Origin of the sequence: Nonomuraea sp. NPDC005650 (assembly GCF_040605375.1) — a bacterium.
In the GTDB taxonomy this organism is placed as follows: Bacteria; Actinomycetota; Actinomycetes; order Streptosporangiales; family Streptosporangiaceae; genus Nonomuraea.
Genome location: NZ_JBEXCR010000014.1, coordinates 90458 through 111556 on the forward strand (window position 1 = coordinate 90458; position 21099 = coordinate 111556).

Here is a 21099-nt window from a genome sequence, read left to right on the forward strand (position 1 = left end):
GTAGTCCCGAAGGGTCTGATGGAAAGTGCGGGAGGACACGGTGAGCACCGACCCGTGGGGCCGGGTAGACGACGACGGCACCGTCTACGTGCGTACGGCTGAGGGAGAGCGGGCCGTCGGCTCCTGGCAGGCCGGTGAACCCGAAGAGGCACTGGCCTACTTCCATCGCAAGTACGACGAGCTGGCCGGTCAGGTACAGCTGCTGGAACAGCGCGTCAAGGGCACCGACCTGGCTCCGGCCCAGGCCGAGGCCAGCATCGTCAAGCTGCGGGAGGCCGTCGCCGACGCCCACGCCGTCGGCGACCTCGGCGCGCTGACGGCCCGGCTCGACGGCCTGACGGAGCTGGTCGCCCAGCGCCGCGAGGAGGTCAAGGCGGCCCGCGAGCACGCGCGCGCCGAGGCCAGGTCGGTCAAGGAGCGCATCGTCGCCGAGGCCGAGCGCATCGCGGACGAGACCACCCACTGGAAGTCGGGCGGCGAGCGACTGCGCCAGCTCGTCGAGGAGTGGAAGGCCGCCGACCGCATCGACCGGGTCACCGAGGCCGCGCTGTGGAAGCGGCTGTCGGCGGCCCGCACGGCGTTCGCCAAGCGGCGCAAGGTGTACTTCGCGGGGCTCGACGAGCAGCGCGAGGGCGTGCGGGCGGCCAAGGAGCGCATCGTCGCCGAGGCCGAGGCGCTGGCCGACTCGACCGACTGGGGCCAGACCGCGGCGATCTACCGCGAGCTGATGCAGCAGTGGAAGAACGCGGGGCGGGCCTCGCGCGAGGCCGAGGACGAGCTGTGGGCCCGCTTCAAGGGCGCGCAGGACCAGTTCTTCCAGGCCCGTTCGGCCGTCTTCGCCGAGCGCGACGCCTCGCTGGCCGCCAACGCGGAGGTCAAGGAGGTGCTGCTGACCGAGGCCGAGAAGATCCTCCCGGTCACGGACGTGCGCACGGCCCGCTCGGCGCTGCGGAGCATCCTGGAGCGCTGGGAGGCCGCCGGCCCGGTGCCGCGCGAGCAGCGCGACCGGCTCGAAGGCGGGCTGCGCAAGGTCGACGAGGCCGTGCGCAAGGCCGAGGACGCCGAGTGGAAGCGGTCCAACCCCGAGGCCAGGGCCCGCGCGCAGAGCACCGTCGACCAGCTGCGCACCTCGATCGAGCAGCTCGAGACCCGGCTGTCCAAGGCGCAGGCCGCCGGTCGCGCCAAGGACATCAAGGAGACCGAGGAGGCGCTGATCGCCCGGCGCTCGTGGCTGGAGGAGGCCGAGCGCACGCTCGCCGAGTTCAGCTGATCCCAGCGGAGAAGCCCGTGGAGGCCCCGTCCGGCCTCCACCGGGCCACGCGGCCCTCCGCGATCAGGCGGTGGCGGTGCGTGAAATGGGGCGGCGGCGCAAGGGGCTGAGACCTAGGCTGGCGGCATGGATCCCGTCAGCGCCGCACGTGCCCTCGTCGAGGAGATGTTCCCGGGGGCCCTGTACGCCTTCGTCGGCGGCAGCGCCCTCACCGAGCGCCGCACCAGTACCTCCGACCTCGACGTCGTCGTGGTGCTCGACGGCCTGCCCACCCCCTACCGCGAGTCGCTGCGGTGGCGGGAGTGGCCCGTGGAGCTGTTCGTGCACAGCGAGACCAGCCTGCGCGCCTACCTCGACAAGGACTTCGACCGGCGCCAGCCGAGCCTGGCCCGCATGTGCGCCGACGGCGCGGTGCTGACCGACCGGACGAGCGGCCGGGCCAGCGACCTCCAGGCGGCCCTGAGCGAGCGCCTGACGGCCGGACCGGGCGGCATGACCAGCTCGCAGGCCGAACGGGCCCGATACGCCCTGTCCGACCTCCTGGACGACCTCTCGGGGGCCACCGACGCGGGCGAGCGGACGTTCATCCGGTGGCAGGTGGCGCAGGAGACGGCCAGGATGGCGCTCGGGCTGGGGCGCAGATGGCAGGGGAGCGGCAAGTGGCTGCTGCGCGAGCTGCGCGCCCACGACCCGGTGCTCGCCGAGGCGCTGCTCGGCGCCCTCGACGACTCGGCGCGGCTGGCCGCCGTCGCCTCGGACGTCCTGGAACGCGCTGGAGGGCGTCTCTGGGAGGGTTACAGGGCCGAGGGTGACCCGTTCCACCAGCCGCTGCGTCACGTGCCCTCAGGAGAGCTCTCGGGCGATACGGCGCAGAGCTCCGGCATGCGCAGGCTGGCCGCGATCAGCGGCGACACGGCCGGGTCGTCCCGCCTGTGGATGGGGCAGACCCACGTCGCGCCCGCCACGCGCTCGTCCGACCACCACCACGGGGCCTCGGAGACGGCCATCTACGTGGTCAGCGGCACGCCGTCGTTCGTGTTCCTGGAGGACGGGCGGGAGGTGCGGCTGGACACCAAACCAGGCGACTACATCTTCGTGCCCCCGTACGTGCCCCACCGGGAGGAGAATCCGGACCCGTCGCAGGAGGCCGTGGTCGTCATCGCCCGCAGCACCCAGGAGGCCATCGTGGTGAACCTCCCCGACCTCCGCCCCCGCTGACCCGCCGGCGCCCGGGAGCCCGGTCAGCTGCCGGCGCCGCTGACGCGGTAGACGTCGAACACGCCCTGGATGCTGCGCACGGCCCTCAGCACGTGCCCCAGGTGCTTGGGGTCGCCCATCTCGAAGGTGAACTTGCTGACCGCCACCCGGTCCCGGGACGTCGTGACGGACGCGCTCAGGATGTTGACGTGCTGGTCGGAGAGCGTACGCGTGACGTCGGACAGCAGGCGCGGCCGGTCCAGCGCCTCCACCTGGATCGCGACCAGGAACACGCTGTCGTCGCCCGGCGACCAGCTGACCTCGACGAGCCGGTCGGGCTGCTCCTTGAGCTGCTGCACGTTGGTGCAGTCGCCGCGGTGGACCGACACCCCGTGCCCCCGCGTGACGAACCCGACGATCTCGTCGCCGGGCACCGGGGTGCAGCACTTCGACAGGCGTACCCACACGTCGGCGTCGCCCGCCACGACCACGCCCGCGCCGCCACCGCCGCGGGGGCGGCCGCGCAGCCGGGTGGGCAGCGAGGTCTCGGCGATGTCCTCCTCGGCGCTGTCGACGCCGCCGATCGAGGCCACCAGCTTCTGCACGACGGCCTGCGCCGCGATGTGCCCCTCCCCCACGGCCGCGTAGAGGGCGGACACGTCGGGGTAGCGCAGGTCGCGGGCCAGCGCCAGCAGCGCCTCGCCGGACATCAGCCGCTGCAGCGGCAGGCCCTGCTTGCGCATGGCCCGCCCGATGGCCTCCTTGCCCGCCTCGATCGCGGTCTCGCGGCGCTCCTTGGAGAACCACTGCCGGATCTTGTTGCGGGCCCGGCCCGACTTGACGAACTTGAGCCAGTCGCGCGACGGCCCGGCGTCGGGCGACTTGGAGGTGAAGATCTCGACCGTGTCGCCGTTGCCGAGCCGCGACTCCAGCGGCACCAGCCGCCCGTTGACCCGGGCGCCGATGCAGCGATGGCCCACCTCGGTGTGCACGGCGTAGGCGAAGTCGACCGGCGTGGCCCCCTCGGGCAGCGCGATGACCTGCCCCTTCGGGGTGAACACGTAGACCTCGGACACCGACAGGTCGAACCGCAGCGACTCCAGGAACTCGCCCGGGTCGGAGGTCTCCTTCTGCCAGTCGAGGAGCTGGCGCAGCCAGGCCATGTCGCTGCCCGGCTTGACCTTGCCCGTGGGGCCGGGCGCGCCGACCTCCTCCTTGTACTTCCAGTGGGCGGCCACGCCGTACTCGGCCCTGTGGTGCATCGCGTGGGTGCGGATCTGCAGCTCCACCGGCTTGCCCTCGGGACCGATCACCGTCGTGTGCAGCGACTGGTACATGTTGAACTTGGGCATCGCTATGTAGTCCTTGAACCGCCCCGGCACCGGGTTCCACCGGGCGTGGATGGTGCCCAGCGCGGCGTAGCAGTCGCGCACGCTGTCGACGAGGACGCGGATGCCCACCAGGTCGTAGATGTCGTCGAAGGCCACGTCGCGGGCGATCATCTTCTGGTAGACCGAGTAGTAGTGCTTCGGCCGGCCCTTGACGACGGCGCGGATCTTGGCCTCGCGCAGGTCGCCGGAGACCTTCTCGATGACCTCCTGCAGGAACAGGTCGCGGCGCGGGGCCCGCTCCGACACCATGCGCGCGATCTCGTCGTAGCGCTTGGGGTAGAGCATGGCGAAGGCCAGGTCCTCGAGCTCCCACTTGATCGTGTTCATGCCCAGGCGGTGAGCCAGCGGGGCGAAGATCTCGAGCGTCTCGCGCGACTTCTGGTGGCGCTTGTGCTCGGGGAGGTAGCGCATGGTGCGCATGTTGTGGAGCCGGTCGGCGAGCTTGATGATCAGCACCCGGATGTCGCGCGACATGGCGACGACCATCTTGCGCACGGTCTCGGCCTGGGCGGCGTCGCCGAACTTCACCTTGTCCAGCTTGGTCACGCCGTCGACCAGGGACCCGATGGTGTCGCCGAAGTCGCCGCGGAGCTCTTCGAGGCCGTAGGCGGTGTCCTCCACCGTGTCGTGGAGCAGCGCGGCGCACAGCGTCTCGTCGTCGGTGCCGAGCTCGGCCAGGATCGTCGCCACGGCCAGCGGGTGCGTGATGTACGGGTCGCCGGACTTCCGCTTCTGGTCGCGGTGGTGGTAGGCGGCGACGTCGTACGCACGCTCGATCAGGCGCAGGTCGGCCTTGGGGTGGGTGGCGCGGACCGTGCGGAACAACGGCTCCAGCACCGGATTCATGGCCCCACCCCCAAACCGCCTTCGACGCACCGCTGGAACGCCGGACGCCTCGGCGTTGCCGGAGTCGGTTACGTCGGGCACGACCACATCACGGGGCACACAGACTCCTCACGCAATGGCTCCTCACGTTCGAGTCCAGATCCCCCAGTGTATCCAGGTGGCGAACCTGGGCCGTCGGGGGCCGGGTTCAGACGATCACGAGGGAGTGCAGGTCCACTCCCGTCAGCCGTTCACGTCCCTTGAGAAAGGCCAGCTCCATCAGCACGGCGATGCCGACGACCTCGGCGCCGGCCCTCTGCACCAGCTCCACGGTCGCCTTCGCGGTGCCGCCCGTGGCCAGCACGTCGTCGACCACGAGAACGCGGTCGCCGGGCGTGAAGGCGTCACGGTGGACCTCGATGGTCGCGGAGCCGTACTCCAGATCGTAGGACTCTTCGAGGGTTTCGGCGGGCAGTTTCCCCTTCTTCCGTACCGGTACGAAACCCGCCCCCGCCCGGTACGCCACCGGCGCCGCGAGGATGAACCCGCGCGCCTCGATGCCCACGATCTTGTCCACCTGGTAGAGCCCGGCCAGCTCGTCCACCACGGCCGCCATGGTGACCGGGTCGGCCAGCAGCGGGGTGATGTCCTTGAACAGCACGCCCGGCTTGGGGTAGTCGGGCACGTCCCTGATCCTGTCGAGGATCATCGCGCTCAGCTCGGTCATAGGGGTTCCTCGCAATTCTCCACCGGCGGTGTGCCGGGCTTCATGATGGTGCATCCGGCTCGCACACGACGACGCCCCCGACCCCTGTACGGGGCGAGGGCGTCGGGTACGCGTACTTGCTATCCCTTGGCTACGGCCGCGCTTTTGGAGCCCTTCGGCCCCTTGCCGCTTCCCGTCGAGGCCAGCCTCCTGGCGATGGCCTGGTACTTCGGCTCGCGCTCCTTCAGCGTCACCAGCAGCGGGGTGGCGACGCACAGCGACGAGTACGTACCGACGATCATGCCGACGAACAAGGCCAGCGACAGGTCCTTCAGCGTGCCCGCGCCGAGCAGCGTGGTGCCGATGAACAGGATCGCCGCGACCGGCAGGATCGCGACCAGCGAGGTGTTCAGCGACCGGATCAGCGTATGGTTGAGCGCGTTGTTGGCCGCCATCGAGTACGTCATCTTCGACGTGTGCCCCAGCTTGGCCGTGACCTCCTTGATCATGTCGAACACCACGACCGCGTCGTAGAGCGAATAACCGAGGATGGTCAGGAAGCCCAGCAGCGTGGCCGGCGTGACCTCGAAGCCCGACCAGGCGTAGATGCCGGCCGTGATGACGAGGTCGTGGATGAGCGCGACGATGGCCGACAACGCCATCTTCGGCTCGAACGCCATCGACAGATACAGGATGATCGCCAGCATGAACACGCCCAGGCCGATCCAGGCCTTCTGGGAGACCTCACCGCCCCAGGACGGGCCGATGGCCTGGACGCTGACCTGACCGACCGGGGTGTTGAAGTCCTTGGCGATCTGGGACTGCACCTGCTCCCTGGTGTTCTCAGGCAGGCTCTCGGTCGTCACCCGCCAGCCGCCGGTGCCGGCCGACTGGACGATCGCCTGGTGCGCGCCCTCATTGAGGACGGCCTCGCGGACCGTTTGGACGGTGGCCTGCTCGGACTTGAACGAGAAGACCGTACCGCCTCTGAACTCCACGCCCAGGTTGAGCCCGTTGATCAGCAGACCCGCGAGCGAGATGAGCAGCAGAATGCCCGACAGGCTGTACCAGAGCCTCCACTGGCCGACGAAGTCGACATTGATCTCGCCGCGGTAGAGGCGACGCGCCAGTCCCATCTCAGGCCTCCTGCGGGGTGGTCGGGCGGCCGGACGAGCCGACCTCGCTCATGCGCTCGGCGTCGAGGCCGGACAGCGGGTGCCCCTTGGCGAAGAACTTCAGCCTCGCCAGCAGGGCGATGAACGGCTTCGTGAACAGGAAGACCACCACGATGTCGATCAACGTGGTCAGGCCCATCGCGAACGCGAACCCGGCCACACCGCCCACCGCCAGGAAGTACAGCACGATCGCGGCGATGAACATGACGGCGTCGGCGATCAGGATCGTGCGCCGGGCACGGACCCAGGCCACCTCGACGGCCGCGCGGAGCGTCCGGTGGCCCTCCTTCATCTCGTCACGTATGCGTTCGAAGTAGACGATGAAGGAGTCGGCGGTGATGCCGATCGAGACCACGAGGCCGATGATGTGCGGCAACGAGAGCCGGAAGTTGGCGTTGTGGCCGAGCACGACCACCGCCGTGTACGTCAGGATCGTGGCGACCACGAGGCTCAGCACCGCCACGAGGCCGAGGCCGCGGTAGTAGAGCATCGAGTAGACCACGACGAGCGCGAGGCCGATGAGGCCCGCGATCAGACCGCCCTGCAGCTGGTCCTGGCCCAGCGTCGAGGAGACCGTGTCGACCGAGCTGCGGTTGAACTTCAGCGGCAGCGCGCCGTACTTGAGCTGGTCGGCCAGCTGGGTGGCGCTGAGCTGGTCGAACCCGCCGGTGATCTCGGCCCGGCCGCCGGGGATCGGGCTGATGATGTTGGGGGCGGTGATGACGACGCCGTCGAGCACGACCGCGACCTTGTTACGCGGCTCCTGGGAGTTGTAGGCGGCCGTGGTGAGCTTGCTCCACTCGGCCGCGCCCTTGCTCTTGAAGTCGAGCTGGACGACCCACTCCACGGTGCCCTGGCGGACGCCCGCCGAAGCCGTGTCGATGTCGGTGCCGACGACCTTGGCCACGTCGAGGACGTACTTGTAGCTGCCGTCCGTCTCGCAGCCGGCGAACTGCTTCTTCGGGTCGTCCTGGACGCCCTGGCCGCGGTTGGCCGGGTTGGCGCAGTCGAGCTTGTTGAACTGGGCCAGCACCGCCGGGTCGATGCCCTGGGTGTTGACGCCGGCGTTCTGGTCCTGCGCGGGCGGCGTGCTGGGCTGGCCGGACGGCGCCGCCGTCGGGGTGGCCTTGCCGTCCTGGCCCTTCTTCTCCTGCTTCTGCGGGTTCTCCGTGGCCGGCGGCTGCGTCGCCACCGACGTGGCGGGCGTCGGCGCGGTCAGCGCGGACGACAGCGCCTTGCCCGTCGGGGACGTGCTGGGCTGGGGAGTGGAAGCCGCGGGAGAGCCGGACTTGCTGGACTTGGGGGTGGCGGACTGGCTCGCCGAAGCCGACGGGCTCGGCGTCGGCGCGTTGGTGGTCAGGTTCTGGGGAACCTGCGTGGCCTCCATGGCCAGCACCTGGCGGAAGCGCAGCTCCGCGGTGGTGGCGACCAGCTTGATGGCCTCGCTCTGTCCGACGCCCGGGATCGAGATGATGATGTTGCTGCCGGACTTGGCGACCTCCGCATCGGAGATGCCGGTGCCGTTGACTCGCTCGCGGATGATGTTGACCGCGCGATCGAGGATCTCATCCGGCGGTGCCGCGTTGTTCTGCGTCACCGGGGATAGAGTCACCGTCGTGCCGCCGGCGAGGTCGAGACCCAGCTTGGGCGTGAACGCCTTCTGCAGGAACATCGTCCCGCCCAGGGCGAGGATGAGCGCCAGCAGCACCAGGAGCGTTCGCCCCGGTCGGCTGTGGCGGCTGGTCGGTCGGGCCACTGGTCGTCAGTTCTTTCAGATAGAGGTTTGTCGCAGAGCTTAGTCAGGACTGCTTGGTGCTGGAGTCCTGGTCATCGTTGCGATCCACGGTGGCCTCGGACTCCTTCTTACCCTCCTCGCCAGATGTGGCCTCGTCATCGGAGGTCTCGTCCGCCGCGGGAGCGTCCCCCGGCGTGACGACACGGCCGATCGCGGCCTTCACCCAGCGCGTCTCGATCCCCGGAGCGATCTCGAGGACCACGTCCTCATTGTCCACCGCCACCACGGTGCCGAACAGTCCGGTCGTGGTCATGACCCGGGCGCCGGGAGCCAGGGAGTTCTGCATTTGGAGCGCCTCTTGCTGACGCTTGCGCTGAGGGCGGATCAGCAGGAAGTAGAACACCACCACCAGCAGAATCAGCGGCAAGATGCTACCGAGTTGTCCCATGTCCATAAGGGGCGACCTTCCATTGTCGTACAAGAAGTTGACACCGGCCTCGCGCCGGAAATTCCGTGCGTTGCGTCGGGCCGCGCCGCTCAGCCCGTCAGCCTACACAGCTAGCCAAGCCACGGAGTGTAGGCCGTTGTTGCGAAACGCGGCAACGAGGCAGCGTTTCGGCGCGCGGGGAAGTTCCCATTTTGAAACGGTTGCAACCGTTCTGTGATCAGCCGTCTGAGTCGAATACCGCGGCTCCGAACGCGTCGGGGGGTGGGGTCATGCCGAGGTGGCTCCAGGCGGCCGCCGTCGCGACCCGGCCGCGCGGGGTTCTGGCCAGCAGGCCCTGGCGTACGAGGAACGGCTCGGCCACCACCTCGACGGTCTCCGGCTCCTCCCCCACGGCCACGGCCAGCGTGGACAGCCCGACCGGGCCGCCGCCGAACTTCTTCAGCAGCACGCCGAGCACCGCCCTGTCGAGCCGGTCGAGCCCTTCGGGGTCGACTTCGTACAGATTGAGCGCCGCCGCGGCAATATCCCGATTTATCACTCCATCGGCCCTTACGTCCGCAAAATCCCGTACCCGCCTGAGCAGCCGGTTCGCGATGCGGGGCGTCCCCCTGGACCGCCTGGCGATCTCGTGCGCCCCGTCGCCGGGCAGCGCGACGCCGAGCAGCTTGGCCGAGCGGTAGAGCACCTGCTCCAGCTCGCCGACCTCGTAGAAGTCCATGTGCGCGGTGAACCCGAACCGGTCGCGCAGCGGCGCGGGCAGCAACCCGGCCCTGGTGGTGGCGCCGACGAGCGTGAAGGGGGCGATGTCGAGCGGAATGGCCGTGGCTCCCGGGCCCTTGCCGACGACGATGTCGACCCGGAAGTCCTCCATGGCGAGATAGAGCATCTCCTCGGCGGGCCTGGCCATCCGGTGGATCTCGTCGATGAACAGCACCTCGCCCTCGGCGAGCGTGGACAGGATGGCGGCGAGGTCGCCCGCCCGCTCCAGCGCGGGCCCGGAGGTGATCCGCAGCGGCGCGTTGAGCTCGGCGGCGACGATCATGGCCAGCGTGGTCTTGCCGAGCCCCGGCGACCCGCTCATCAGCACGTGGTCGGGCGGCCGCTGCCTGCGCAGGGCGCTTTCGAGCACGAGGGAGAGCTGCTCGCGCACCCGGCCCTGGCCGATGAACTCGCCGAGCCGCTTCGGCCGCAGCGCCGCCTCGATCTGCAACTCGTCGCCACCGGCGTCGGGCGACACCAACTCCCGCTCAAACCCCACACCCACACCCCCTCACAGCAGCTCGATCACCGACACCCCGCCACACCCTCACACCGACACCCGACCGGCATGCCCTCACCGGCCGAGCAACTGAGCGACCCAACCCCACCACGCCGACCCCGGCACCACGCAACGCCGCCGAGCCAACACCCAGCCGCCGCAACGTCGTCAAGGGTGCATCCAGACGGCGCGAAGCCGCCACGACGGTCGCTCCCCGCGCACGGCGGAAGCCCATCGCGCCGCGTCGGCGGGACGTGGTGCGGCGAGGCCCGGCGCAATGCGGGCGGCGCCCGGCCGGGCCACGGTGCCAGGCCCACGTCTCGCTCGTCACGGCGAGCAGCCCGTGAGCCTTCACGACCGGCCATGACGGGCGGAAACCAGCGTCGGCGCGTGCGGTCGCCCTGGCCCCGCCGTAAAAGCCAGAAAAGGCGCGCGGGCGGGCAGGGCGGCGGCGGGTCATCGGACGCTCAGGGATCGGAGTGCGGCCTTCAGAAGCGCGGCCACCTGCGGCTGGCGTCCGGCGAGGAGGTCGGCGTCGGCGACGGGCTCCACGGCGGCGACGGCCTCGTCGGCGTCCTTGCCGGAGTAGCCCAGCCCCACCAGCCCCGAATGAACCTGATCCCGCCAGGCCGCCACGCGCCGCTCCCCGTTGAGCGCGGCGTTGACCGCCTCCTCGGGCGTGCCGAGCCGGTCCTTCAGCTCCAGCACGATCCGCTGCGCCCCCTTCTGCCCGATCCCCGGCACCTGCGTGAGCGCCTTGAGGTCGGCGCTTGCCACGGCGACGCGCAGCGCGTTGGGCGTGTGGACGGCGAGCATCGCCAGCGCCAGCTTGGGGCCGACGCCGCTGGCCGTCTGCAGCAGCTCGAACACGGCACGCTCGTCGTCCGTGGCGAACCCGTACAGGGTGAGCGACTCCTCCCGCACCACCAGCGACGTGGCCAGGCGGGCGTCCTCCCCGATCCGCAGCGTGGCGAGCGTGCCCGGAGTGCAGTGGGTGAGGATGCCGACGCCACCGACCTCGATCACGGCTCCGTCGGGAGCGATCGCGGTCACCTTGCCCGACACCGACGCGATCACAGCCCACCATCCTTCCACGCCGCCGGAGCCCGCACGCCAACGGCGAGGGTCACAGCGCGACATCCTCCCGCATGAGCGCGCACGACACGCCGCGAGGGCGCACCGCGACGGCACATCACCGCCCCGGCCGCGGCAGCCGGGTCGCGGGAGGTCACGGCCTGGGGTCCTTGCGGGTGGCCTTGGCCAGGGCCGCGGCGAGGCGGTGCTGGGCGCCGCCGCGCCACACGTGGCAGATCGCCAGGGCCAGCGCGTCGGCGGCGTCGGCGGGCTTGGGCATCTCGCTCAGCCGCAGCAGCCGGGTGACCATGGCGCCGATCTGCTTCTTGTCGGCGGTGCCGCTGCCGGTGATGGCCGCCTTGACCTCGGACGGCGTGTGCAGCGCCACGGGAAGCCCGCGCCGGGCCGCGCACAGCACGGCGATCCCGGCCGCCTGGGCCGTGCCCATGACGGTGCGTACGTTGTGCTGGCTGAAGACGCGCTCGACCGCCACCGCGTCGGGCCGCACGTCGTCGAGCCACTGCTCGATGCCGGCCTCGATGCCCACGAGCCGCGCGCCGAGCTCCTCGTCGGCCCCGGTGCGCACCACCCCGACGGCCACGAGCGTCAGCGGCGCGCCCGGCCGCCCCTCGACAGCGCCCAGGCCGCACCGGGTCAGCCCCGGATCGACGCCCATCACCCGCACCGGCCCGCCCTCTCGTCGCCGAACACCTGTTCGGCAAGAGACTTTACCCCGGCCGGGGCGCCCACGCATCGGGAATCGCCCGCCGGCCGGGGCAAGGAGCTCCAGGCACGTCCCGGATCAGAAGTAGTCCAGCATGTACGGCTTGGCGGCGAAGGCCGTGTCGAGCGCCTCGTCGTACCGGTCGTCACCCGACATCAGCCCGCTCAACCGCAACGTGGCCGTCGGAACCCCCGCGTACAGCGCCGAGAACCCGTTCACGGAGAGCACGGCCCCGGGCTCCTCCACCGGCGTGACCGCACCGGCCCCGCCCGCGACCTCCAGCCGCCACGAACCCCCGCCTCTCAGCGGGTCGTCAACCGTGACGACGGCATCGCAGGTCACGTACGCCGGATAGCCCCGCCGTTCGACCGCGGCGGCCACGTCCAGCACCCGGAACATCCACCGCGCCTGCCGGTCCTCCTCGTTGGACCGCTCCCGCACCAGCCACAACACCGGATCGTCCGGAGCCACGGCGGCCACGACGTTGCGCGCGATCGACGAGGCGGTGCCCACCAGCGACCACAACGCCCTGGCGGTCTCCTCCGACCCGGCGACCAGGTTCTCCACCTGCATGTCGTCGCCACGCCACCGGTAGATGACGTAGCCGTCCTCGGCCAGGTAGAGGAAGTCGTCCGGGTTTCCCAGCCACAGGCTCCAGGTGTCCTCGTCCCAGGAGACGGGCCCGCTGGCGCGGGCGGCGGCGTGCACGCGGTGCAGGACGGAGACGAGCTCGGCCGCGTCGGCCGGGCCCATCCTGCGCAGCTTGACCTGCCCGGACGGCCGGATCTGGCGCAACGACTCGGCCGGCAGCCGCACCTTGTGCTGGGCCCCGGCGTGCTCGTAGCCGATCGAGCGGTAGATCGGCGTGGTGGCCGGATACAGGGCGGAGACCGCGTCGCCGAGCGTAGCGGCCCGGTCGACGACGGCCCTCATGAGCAGGGTGCCGACGCCCCGGCCACGGTCCTCGGGGTTGACGGTGACTCCCGCGACACCCGCCATCGGCTGCGGCTTGCCGTGCCACCACTGCGTGAACCGGCGCAGCCGCGCGGCGCCGGCGATCCTGGAGCCGTCGAACACCCCCAGGTAGCGGCCCTCATCGAGCGCCGGGAGCACAGCCAGGCGCCACCTGTCGGTGTCGCCGGGGGAAAGCGGCCCGAACGAGCGCCTGCGCACGTCGAGGACGTCATCAAGGTCTTCAGGGGTCAGGTTGCGAATTTCCACGACCATCCAACCTATGGCGGGCCGCGCCGGCGGTCCACCTGATAACGCCGGTGCCGCGCCTACGCGGCGGCGAGGCGCGGGCGCGAGCCGTTCGTCGTGATGGCGAGTCTGTCGAGGTAGAGCAGCTGGGCGGCCACGACGGCGACCAGCGCGACGGCGACGACGAGCAAGGGGGTCGAGGCGCCGACGTCCGGCGTGGCCACGGAGAAGGACCCGAGCTGGGCCATCTGCGCCACCGGGGCGGTGAACAACGTGGGCTTCTGCGCGACCAGCAGCGGCCAGATGAGGCCCTGGGCGTTCAGCAGGGCGACGGCCCCGGCGAGGATGCCCGCCATGGGGAGCGACGGCAGGAAGACGCCGCCGAAGAAGTCCTTGTCGGTGCGCTGGGCCAGCCCCTTGCACAGGAGCGTGAGGACGAACAGGGCCGGGACGCTGACCAGGAGGGGCGGAAAAAGCGCCAGGAAGGAGTCGATGAGGCCCATGTTGCGCATGTTCTGCCAGTTCGCGACGCCGAGGGGCCCCGGGCCGACGAACAACCACGGCGCGAAGGCCACCAGCAGCCACTCGCTCCCGCGCCCCAGCGGTCGCAGGCCGCCGATCCCGAGCGCCGCCAGGTAGGCGACGCCCACCGAGACGACCGCTCCGCCGATGGCCGGGATCCAGGTGTTCACCTGGGCGCGCAGGGAGCCCGCCTCGGTGCCGGGCGAGGCGAGCACGCCGTCGATCCACGGCCAGGCGCACACGAGCGCGACGGCGACGAAGACCACCAGCGCCACGATCCCGACGGCCATGCCGACGGGTGAGGCGCCCCGCCCGGCACCCCCGCCCGGCGCGGTCGGTGCCCCCGGAGAGGCCGCGGGCGCGGTGCGGGGGGTCAGCGTGATGCTCAGCCGGGAGGTCGCCGCCACGATCGTCGCGACGATGCCCAGTACGCCGAGGATCATCCCCGTGAGGGTCGCAACGGCCGCGCCAGGGCCGAACTCGGCCATCCGGAAGGCGGAGTCGTACTGGAGCCCCGCGAGCGTCTCTGTGGAGCGCTCAGGGCCTCCCCGGGTGAGCACGAGGCCGATGGAGAACGTCTGGAGCCCGACCGCGACCGTCGCGATCGCGACGACCACACCCACCACGAGCATCGCCGGCGCCACACCACCACCCGACGCCCCGGAAGAGCCGGGCCCACCGAAGGAGCCGGGCCCACCAGGGAGGCCGGGTCCACCAGGGAGGCCGGGCGCACCGGAGAAGCCCTGTGGGACGGAGCCGGCGCGCAGGGCGGGCAGGAACGCCATGACCGCCAGCGCGCACACCACCCCGAAAGTTCCGGCCGCGATGATCAACCGGAGCGTTCCAGGCGCGCTCGCGGGGTCGCGCAACCCCTCGGCCAGCCCCGCCAGGCCCGGCGCGTCCGGCGCCAGCCCGCGCATCCAGGCCGCCGCCACCCCCACCGGCGAGAACGTGACGACCGCCAGCGACAACGCGATCCGCCCGGCCCGCCGCGGCCACGTGCCCGCCCGGTCGAGCGCCAGCGCCAGCAGCGGCGCCACCACCACGGCGACCAGCAACGGCACCGCGACCAGCGTCAGCGTGAACCACGCCGCCCGCCAGAACGTCCCGTCGCCCAGCAGCCTGCCGTAGTTGGCGAACCCCACGTACGTGCTCTCACTCAGGACGCCGCCGCGCTGCAGGCTGAGCCACATCGTCTGGGCCGTGGGCAGCACCAGCGAGATCAGGGTGCCGAGCAGCGCGGGCACGGCCAGCAGCCAGCCGAGCGCCGGAGAGGGTGCCTGTGGAGGGGTGGGGGAAGTCACGTCGCCCGACCCTACGCTGCCCCGCCCTCTCTCGCACCCGAAGAAAGCCCCGGAACGGGAAACGCTTGTCGAACAAGAGCACACACGAACAAGGGCCCGGCCGCGCCGAGCCCTCAGCCGTCCGGCCGCTAGTCCAGCGCCGCCAGCACGTCGTCCGGCACGTCGAAGTTGGCGAAGACGTTCTGCACGTCGTCGCTGTCCTCCAGCGCGTCGATGAGGCGGAACACCTTCTTGGCGCCATCCTCGTCCAGCGGCACGCTCATCGTCGGCAGGAAGCTCGACTCGGCCGAGTCGTAGTCGATCCCGGCGTCCTGCAGCGCCTTGCGGACCGGCACCAGGTCACCGGCCTCGGAGACGACCTCGAACGACTCGCCCAGGTCGTTGACCTCCTCGGCGCCCACCTCGAGGACGGCCATGAGCACGGTGTCCTCGTCGAGCCCGTTCTGCTTGGGCACGATGACGACGCCCTTGCGGTTGAACATGTAGGAGACCGACCCGGGGTCGGCCAGCGAGCCGCCGTTGCGGGTCAGCGCGACGCGGACCTCGGAGGCCGCGCGGTTGCGGTTGTCGGTGAGGCACTCGATGAGCACCGCGACGCCGCCGGGCGCGTAGCCCTCGTACATGATGGTCTGCCAGTCGGCGCCACCGGCTTCGAGGCCGCCGCCGCGCTTGCGGGCGCGCTCGATGTTGTCGTTGGGCACGGAGTTCTTCTTCGCCTTGAAGATGGCGTCGAAGAGGGTGGGGTTGGCGTCCGGGTCGGGGCCGCCGGTCCGTGCCGCCACCTCGATGTTCTTGATGAGCTTCGCGAACAGCTTGCCGCGCTTGGCGTCGAGCGCGGCCTTCTTGTGCTTCGTCGTCGCCCATTTGGAGTGGCCGGACATTACCTAGAGCTCCCTCACCATGTCTACGAAGTAACGGTGCACGCGAGTGTCCCCGGTCAGCTCGGGGTGGAACGACGTCGCGAGCAACGGCCCTTGACGGACCGCGACGATCCTATCCCCAGGCTCGCACCTGCCCAGCACTTCGACGTCGCCGCCGAGGGATTCGACCCAGGGCGCGCGGATGAAGAGCGCGTGCACCCGCTCCCCCGCGAAGTCCAGGTCGGACTCGAAGGAGTCGACCTGGCGGCCGAACGCGTTGCGCCTGACCACCATGTCGATGCCGCCGATCGTCTGCTGGCCGGCGACGCCGTCCTCGATCCTGTCGGCCAGCATGATCATGCCGGCGCAGGAGCCGTAGGCGGGCATGCCTTCCTTGACCCGCAGCCGCAGCGGCTCCAGCATGTCGAAGGTCTCGGCGAGCTTCCACATGGTGGTCGACTCCCCACCGGGGATGACCAGGCCGTCGACCGCGTCCAGCTCGGCCGGTCGGCGCACGGCTGTGGCCGACGCTCCTGCCTCCTGAAGCATGCGCGCATGCTCGCGCACATCTCCCTGGAGAGCGAGTACACCGATCGTGGGCACAGTCGATCCTTCCGTCTGGGTGCGGGTTCAGACAATTCAACACCAGGATGGGCCTGGATCTTCCTACCGGGCCCTTTTCGCCTCGCCCGCCCGCGTCGCGCGCGGGCGGGCGGGGCGTGCCGGGGTGCGGTCGCGGGACGGGAAATCAGGCCCCGTGGGCGGCGGGAGCCACAGCGTCCTGGAGCGTGTGGTCGGCGTCCACCCGGCTCAGGACGCGCAGGTGGTGGCGCCGCAGGTAAAGGACGGCCATGCCGGCCAGGCAGCACGCGGCGCCGAGCGCGTACGGGACGGCGACGCCGATCTCCTCGCCCAGCTTGGTGGCGATGAACGGGGCCAGCGCGCCGCCCATCCAGCGCACGAAGTTGTAGCCCGCGGAGGCGACGGGCCTGGGCGCGTCGGAGACCACCATGGCCGACTCGGTGAAGACGGTGTTGTTCAGGCCGATGGGGATGCCGGACAGCACCGTGAACAGGATGATCCCGGCGTGTCCGGACAATGCGATGCCGATCTGGAACACGGCCAGCAGCGCCAGCGACAGGTGCAGCACGTTCACCGAGCCGATCTTGCGTTGCAGCGGCGGCGCGCCGAACACCGAGGCCAGCGCCACGCAGACGCCCCACCCGAAGAAGACCGCGCCGATGCCGTAGGGGGACATGTGCAGGATGAACGGGGTGAAGGCCAGCACGGTGAAGAACGCGAAGTTGTAGAAGAGCGCGGTGAAGGCCGTGGTGGACAGGCCGCCGTGGGCGAGGGCCTTGATGGGGGCGGCGAGGCTGGTCTTGGCCGCGGGCTTCGGCGTGGCTCTGAGCAGGGTGACGATCAGCACCAGGCCGACGGCCATCAGGGTCGCGGTGCCGAAGAACGGGGCCCGCCAGTTCCAGTCGCCGAGCAGGGCGCCCACCAGGGGGCCGGCGGAGATGCCCAGGCCGAGGGCGGCCTCGTACAGGATGATCGCCGACTCCGCGCCGCCGCTGGCCGCGCCCACGATGACGGCCAGCGCGGTGGCCACGAACAGCGCGTTGCCCAGGCCCCAGCCCGCGCGGAAGCCGACGAGCTCGCCGACGCTGGTGGAGGTGCCGGCGAGCGCGGCGAACACGATGACCAGCGCCAGCCCGGCCAGCAGCGTCCGCTTGCCGCCGATGCGGCTGGAGACCCAGCCGGTGATCAGCATCGCCACCGCCGTCACGAGGAAGTAGCTGGTGAACAGCAGCGAAACCTGGCTGGGCGTGGCCTTCAGACCTTGGGCGATGGAGGGGAGGATGGGGTCGACGAGGCCGATGCCCATGAAGGCCACGACCGCGGCGAACGCGGTGGCCCAGACGGACATGGGCTGGCGAAGGATTCCGCCGCCGGATTGCATGGTGCTCCTTTACCTGGGGTCGCGGCCGGCCCACCGGGGGATGCCGACCTGCCGGGGGGTTGCCGGCCTACCTGGGGTTGCGGCCGAGCTTGGCCAGGACGGGCAGCGCGGCCGCGAGCGTGGCGCGCTCGTCGTCGGTGAGCGCGGCCAGCTCCTGGCTGAGGTGGGCGATCCTGGCCCGCCGCACGGCGAGCAGCCGCGCGCGGCCCTCGCCGGTCAGCTCGACCGTCCTGACGCGGGCATCGGCCGGATCGGAGCCGCGCGCCACCAGGCCGGCGTCCTCCAGGCGGTTGATCTGCACGGTCATGGTGGGCAGCTGTACGGCGTGCTCCTCGGCCAGCTCGGTCATGCGGCGCGGGCCGGGTTCGAGCGAGCCGAGCACGGCGTACTGCTGGCTGGTGACGGGTTGGCCGGCGACGGTGCGCCTGAGCAGGAGGACCAGGTGGCGCAGCACCGTGGAGACCTGCTCGGCCAGGCGGGTGGGGTCGTCCCTCATGCTTAGCCCAACTAACTTAGCCTGGCTAATATTCCGGTCAAGAAAAAAGCGGCACCCCGGAAACCGGGGTGCCGCTCGTCGGACCGTCCGTCAGGGACGCTCGGTCTCCAGGCGGACCGTCTCCTCCACGGTCAGCTGCTGCTGGGCGCGCAGCGTCGGGTCGAGCGGCCGCAGGTAGGTCTGCTGCACCCCCGGCACCCGGTCCTCCACCACGAACGTGGCCCGCGTGTAGACGTCGGCACCCGGCGTCTGCACCTTCGGCACGACCTTGAAGTCCGCGGTCAGCTGGTCCCGCTCGATCTTCGTCAGCACGTAACCGCGCTGGTTGTTGTAGAACTTCAGGTGCGGGTTGATCGTCAGGAACGGGTGCGTGGCCGGGTCGGAGTCCGCCCCGTCGCCGCCGGTCGAGATCGAGCTGGCCACCAGCTCGGAGCCCACCGACGGCCCGGTCGGGTCGTCGTAGTTCAGCTTGAGGTCGCTGGCCCAGTGCGCGTGCACGTCGCCGGTCAGCACGACGGGGTTGCGCACCTTGGCGTCCACCCAGCCCTGGGTGATGCGCTGCCGGGAGGCGACGTAGCCGTCCCAGGCGTCCTGGCTGGTGATCTTGGCGGGGCCGGCGTTGTTGTCGCGCTGGGCGAAGAAGACCTGCTGCCCGATGATGTCCCACTGCGCGCGGGAGTTGTGGAAGCCGTCCAGCAGCCAGGACTCCTGCTCGGCCCCGGTGAGCGAGCGCGCCGGGTCCACGGCGGCCGGGCAGTCGCGGTAGCCGTCGCCGCAGCCCTGGTCGTCGCGGTACTGGCGGGTGTCGAGCATGTGGAACATGGCCATCCGGCCCCACCGGATCCGCCGGTAGAGCTGCATGTCGATGCCGCGCGGGATGGAGGTGCGGCGCAGCGGCATGTTCTCGTAGTAGGCCCGGAAGGCGGCCTCGCGCCTGGCCAGGAAGTTCGGCTGGGGGACCTCGGGCTTCTCGGGGATCTCGTCGGCCCAGTTGTTGTCGACCTCGTGGTCGTCCCACACCACCAGCCACGGCGCGGACGCGTGCGCCGCCTGCAGGTCGGGGTCGGCCTTGTACTGGGCGTGGCGCTGGCGGTAGTTGGCCAGGCTCTCGGTCTCGGGGCCCTCGTGGTCGCGGACGTTGCCGCCGGGGATGGTGTAGGTGTCCTTGGTGTACTCGTACTGGTAGTCGCCCAGGTGCAGGATGAGATCCGCGTTCTCCTCGGCCAGCCTGCGGTACGACGTGAAGTAGCCGTGCTCGTACTGGGCGCACGAGACGAACGCCATCGCCAGCGAGGTGCCGTACGACAGCGGGTGCGGCGCGGTGCGGGCGCGCCCGACCGGCGAGACGTACTTGCCGACGCGGAAGCGGTACCAGTACTCGCGATCCGAGCTCAGCCGGTCGACCTCGACGTGCACGCTGTGGCCCCACTCGGGCGTGGCCACGCTCACGCCGGAGCGGACGACGCGGCGGCACCGCTCGTCGGCGTACACCTGCCACTGGACCGGGAACGGCCGCTGCGGCATGCCGCCGAACCCGTCCTCGGCCAGCGGCTCCTGGGCGAGCCTGGTCCACAGGACGAAGCCCTCGTGGTCGGGGTCACCGGAGGCGACGCCGAGCGTGAAGGGGTCGGTGCGCAGGTCACGCGAAGCCAGCTCGACGGCGGGGTCGGGATCGGCGAAGGCGGCGGTCGCCGGGATGGTCGCGGCGGCGCCCGCCGCTAACCCTGTGACGAGGAAGTGCCGGCGGTTCAGCTTGGACACGTGTCGCTCCTGTGACGATCAAGGGTGAGGGGGACGCCAGGTAGCTTTACTGAAGATCATGACTACTTGGTGAACGCCACACAACACAGAAAAGGCGGCAACCTTCGCGGATGCCACCTTTTCTGGCGATTTTCATCGTCACACTGTGGTGCGCCCCGGCTGCCGTACGTGATCATGCCACATGGGCAGGCCGGGCGACCTGCAGCGACGCGCCGCCTACCAGCCGCGCTCGGCCAGGCGGTGCGGCTGGGGGATCTCGTCGACGTTGATGCCGACCATGGCCTCGCCCAGGCCGCGCGAGACCTTGGCGATGACGTCGGGGTCGTCGTAGAAGGTCGTGGCCTTGACGATGGCCGCGGCGCGCTTGGCCGGGTCGCCCGACTTGAAGATGCCCGAGCCCACGAACACGCCCTCGGCCCCGAGCTGCATCATCATCGCGGCGTCGGCCGGGGTGGCGATGCCGCCCGCGGTGAACAGCACGACCGGCAGCTTGCCCGTCTTGGCCACCTCGACGACCAGCTCGTACGGGGCCTGCAGCTCCTTGGCCGCGACGTACAGCTCGTCCTCGGGCAGCGAGGTGAGGCGCTTGATCTCGGCGCGGATCGTGCGCATGTGGGTGACGGCGTTGGAGACGTCGCCGGTGCCGGCCTCGCCCTTGGAGCGGATCATGGCCGCGCCCTCGGTGATGCGGCGCAGGGCCTCGCCCAGGTTGGTGGCCCCGCACACGAACGGCACGGTGAACTGCCACTTGTCGATGTGGTTGGCGTAGTCGGCCGGGGTCAGCACCTCCGACTCGTCCACGTAGTCGACGCCGAGCGCCTGCAGGACCCTGGCCTCGACGAAGTGGCCGATGCGGGCCTTGGCCATCACGGGGATCGACACGGCGGCGATGATGCCGTCGATCATGTCCGGGTCGCTCATCCGGGAGACCCCGCCCTGGGCGCGGATGTCGGCGGGCACACGCTCGAGGGCCATGACGGCCACCGCGCCGGCGTCTTCGGCGATCTTGGCCTGCTCGGGGGTGACGACGTCCATGATGACGCCGCCCTTGAGCATCTCGGCCATGCCACGCTTGACACGGGCGGTTCCGGTGACGGGGGTGCTTTCAGGCGTGCTGGTCGACACGGTCATCCTCACGGCTCTCACGGCTTCGGTAAGTTATCAACCCCATGGTAGGTCCTGAAGGACCC

The 21099-nt window shown here is 70.7% G+C and carries 18 protein-coding genes; 2 read left to right on the forward strand and 16 right to left on the reverse strand.

Features of this window, described 5'->3' with window-relative positions:
- Positions 1 to 40: 40 nt before the first annotated feature.
- The gene (locus ABZS69_RS24510) at positions 41 to 1270 is read left to right on the forward strand and encodes a DUF349 domain-containing protein (protein WP_355376551.1); all 1230 of its coding nucleotides are present in this window, start codon (positions 41 to 43) and stop codon (positions 1268 to 1270) included.
- A 126-nt stretch (positions 1271 to 1396) separates the two neighbouring features.
- Positions 1397 to 2488 carry a cupin domain-containing protein gene (locus ABZS69_RS24515; protein WP_355376553.1) on the forward strand — a complete coding sequence of 364 codons (1092 nt, stop codon included), beginning with the start codon at positions 1397 to 1399 and terminating at the stop codon, positions 2486 to 2488.
- A gap of 23 nt (positions 2489 to 2511) precedes the next feature.
- On the opposite strand, the gene ABZS69_RS24520 is transcribed toward ABZS69_RS24515, so the two are convergent.
- The 16 genes from ABZS69_RS24520 to pdxS all read right to left on the reverse strand — a co-directional run bounded on the left by ABZS69_RS24520 (position 2512) and on the right by pdxS (position 21040).
- On the reverse strand, positions 2512 to 4704 hold the full coding sequence (locus ABZS69_RS24520) for a bifunctional (p)ppGpp synthetase/guanosine-3',5'-bis(diphosphate) 3'-pyrophosphohydrolase (protein WP_355376554.1): 2193 nt from the start codon (positions 4702 to 4704) through the stop codon (positions 2512 to 2514).
- 187 nt (positions 4705 to 4891) lie between these two features.
- Positions 4892 to 5410, reverse strand: coding sequence for an adenine phosphoribosyltransferase (locus ABZS69_RS24525; protein WP_355376556.1), 519 nt, complete (start codon positions 5408 to 5410; stop codon positions 4892 to 4894).
- A gap of 119 nt (positions 5411 to 5529) precedes the next feature.
- A complete protein-coding gene (gene secF / locus ABZS69_RS24530; protein WP_355376557.1) occupies positions 5530 to 6525 on the reverse strand; it encodes a protein translocase subunit SecF in 996 nt (331 codons plus the stop codon).
- A gap of 1 nt (position 6526) precedes the next feature.
- The gene (gene secD / locus ABZS69_RS24535) at positions 6527 to 8320 is read right to left on the reverse strand and encodes a protein translocase subunit SecD (protein WP_355376559.1); all 1794 of its coding nucleotides are present in this window, start codon (positions 8318 to 8320) and stop codon (positions 6527 to 6529) included.
- Between the two features lie 43 nt (positions 8321 to 8363).
- A complete protein-coding gene (gene yajC / locus ABZS69_RS24540; RefSeq protein ID WP_355376561.1) occupies positions 8364 to 8726 on the reverse strand; it encodes a preprotein translocase subunit YajC in 363 nt (120 codons plus the stop codon).
- Between the two features lie 238 nt (positions 8727 to 8964).
- Entirely contained in the window at positions 8965 to 10005 is a 1041-nt protein-coding gene (gene ruvB, locus ABZS69_RS24545; protein WP_355376563.1) for a Holliday junction branch migration DNA helicase RuvB, read from the reverse strand.
- A 456-nt stretch (positions 10006 to 10461) separates the two neighbouring features.
- Positions 10462 to 11082, reverse strand: coding sequence for a Holliday junction branch migration protein RuvA (gene ruvA / locus ABZS69_RS24550; RefSeq protein WP_355376565.1), 621 nt, complete (start codon positions 11080 to 11082; stop codon positions 10462 to 10464).
- Positions 11083 to 11233: 151 nt separating this feature from the next.
- Positions 11234 to 11764, reverse strand: a complete 531-nt coding sequence (gene ruvC / locus ABZS69_RS24555) for a crossover junction endodeoxyribonuclease RuvC (protein ID WP_355376566.1) — start codon at positions 11762 to 11764, stop codon at positions 11234 to 11236.
- Positions 11765 to 11881: 117 nt separating this feature from the next.
- Complete coding sequence (locus ABZS69_RS24560) at positions 11882 to 13024, reverse strand: GNAT family N-acetyltransferase (protein ID WP_355376568.1); 1143 nt, start codon at positions 13022 to 13024, stop codon at positions 11882 to 11884.
- 59 nt (positions 13025 to 13083) lie between these two features.
- Entirely contained in the window at positions 13084 to 14829 is a 1746-nt protein-coding gene (locus tag ABZS69_RS24565) for a hypothetical protein (protein WP_355376570.1), read from the reverse strand.
- A gap of 128 nt (positions 14830 to 14957) precedes the next feature.
- Complete coding sequence (locus ABZS69_RS24570; protein WP_355376572.1) at positions 14958 to 15710, reverse strand: YebC/PmpR family DNA-binding transcriptional regulator; 753 nt, start codon at positions 15708 to 15710, stop codon at positions 14958 to 14960.
- Between the two features lie 3 nt (positions 15711 to 15713).
- Positions 15714 to 16292 carry a pyridoxal 5'-phosphate synthase glutaminase subunit PdxT gene (pdxT, locus tag ABZS69_RS24575; RefSeq protein WP_355376574.1) on the reverse strand — a complete coding sequence of 193 codons (579 nt, stop codon included), beginning with the start codon at positions 16290 to 16292 and terminating at the stop codon, positions 15714 to 15716.
- A gap of 145 nt (positions 16293 to 16437) precedes the next feature.
- Positions 16438 to 17619 carry an MFS transporter gene (locus ABZS69_RS24580; protein WP_355376575.1) on the reverse strand — a complete coding sequence of 394 codons (1182 nt, stop codon included), beginning with the start codon at positions 17617 to 17619 and terminating at the stop codon, positions 16438 to 16440.
- Positions 17620 to 17719: 100 nt separating this feature from the next.
- Entirely contained in the window at positions 17720 to 18148 is a 429-nt protein-coding gene (locus tag ABZS69_RS24585; RefSeq protein WP_355376577.1) for a MarR family transcriptional regulator, read from the reverse strand.
- A gap of 90 nt (positions 18149 to 18238) precedes the next feature.
- Positions 18239 to 19909: an alkaline phosphatase D family protein gene (locus ABZS69_RS24590; RefSeq protein ID WP_355376579.1), complete on the reverse strand. Its 1671-nt coding sequence runs from the start codon at positions 19907 to 19909 to the stop codon at positions 18239 to 18241.
- A 216-nt stretch (positions 19910 to 20125) separates the two neighbouring features.
- Positions 20126 to 21040, reverse strand: a complete 915-nt coding sequence (pdxS, locus tag ABZS69_RS24595) for a pyridoxal 5'-phosphate synthase lyase subunit PdxS (protein ID WP_355376581.1) — start codon at positions 21038 to 21040, stop codon at positions 20126 to 20128.
- Between the last annotated feature and the right edge of the window lie 59 nt (positions 21041 to 21099).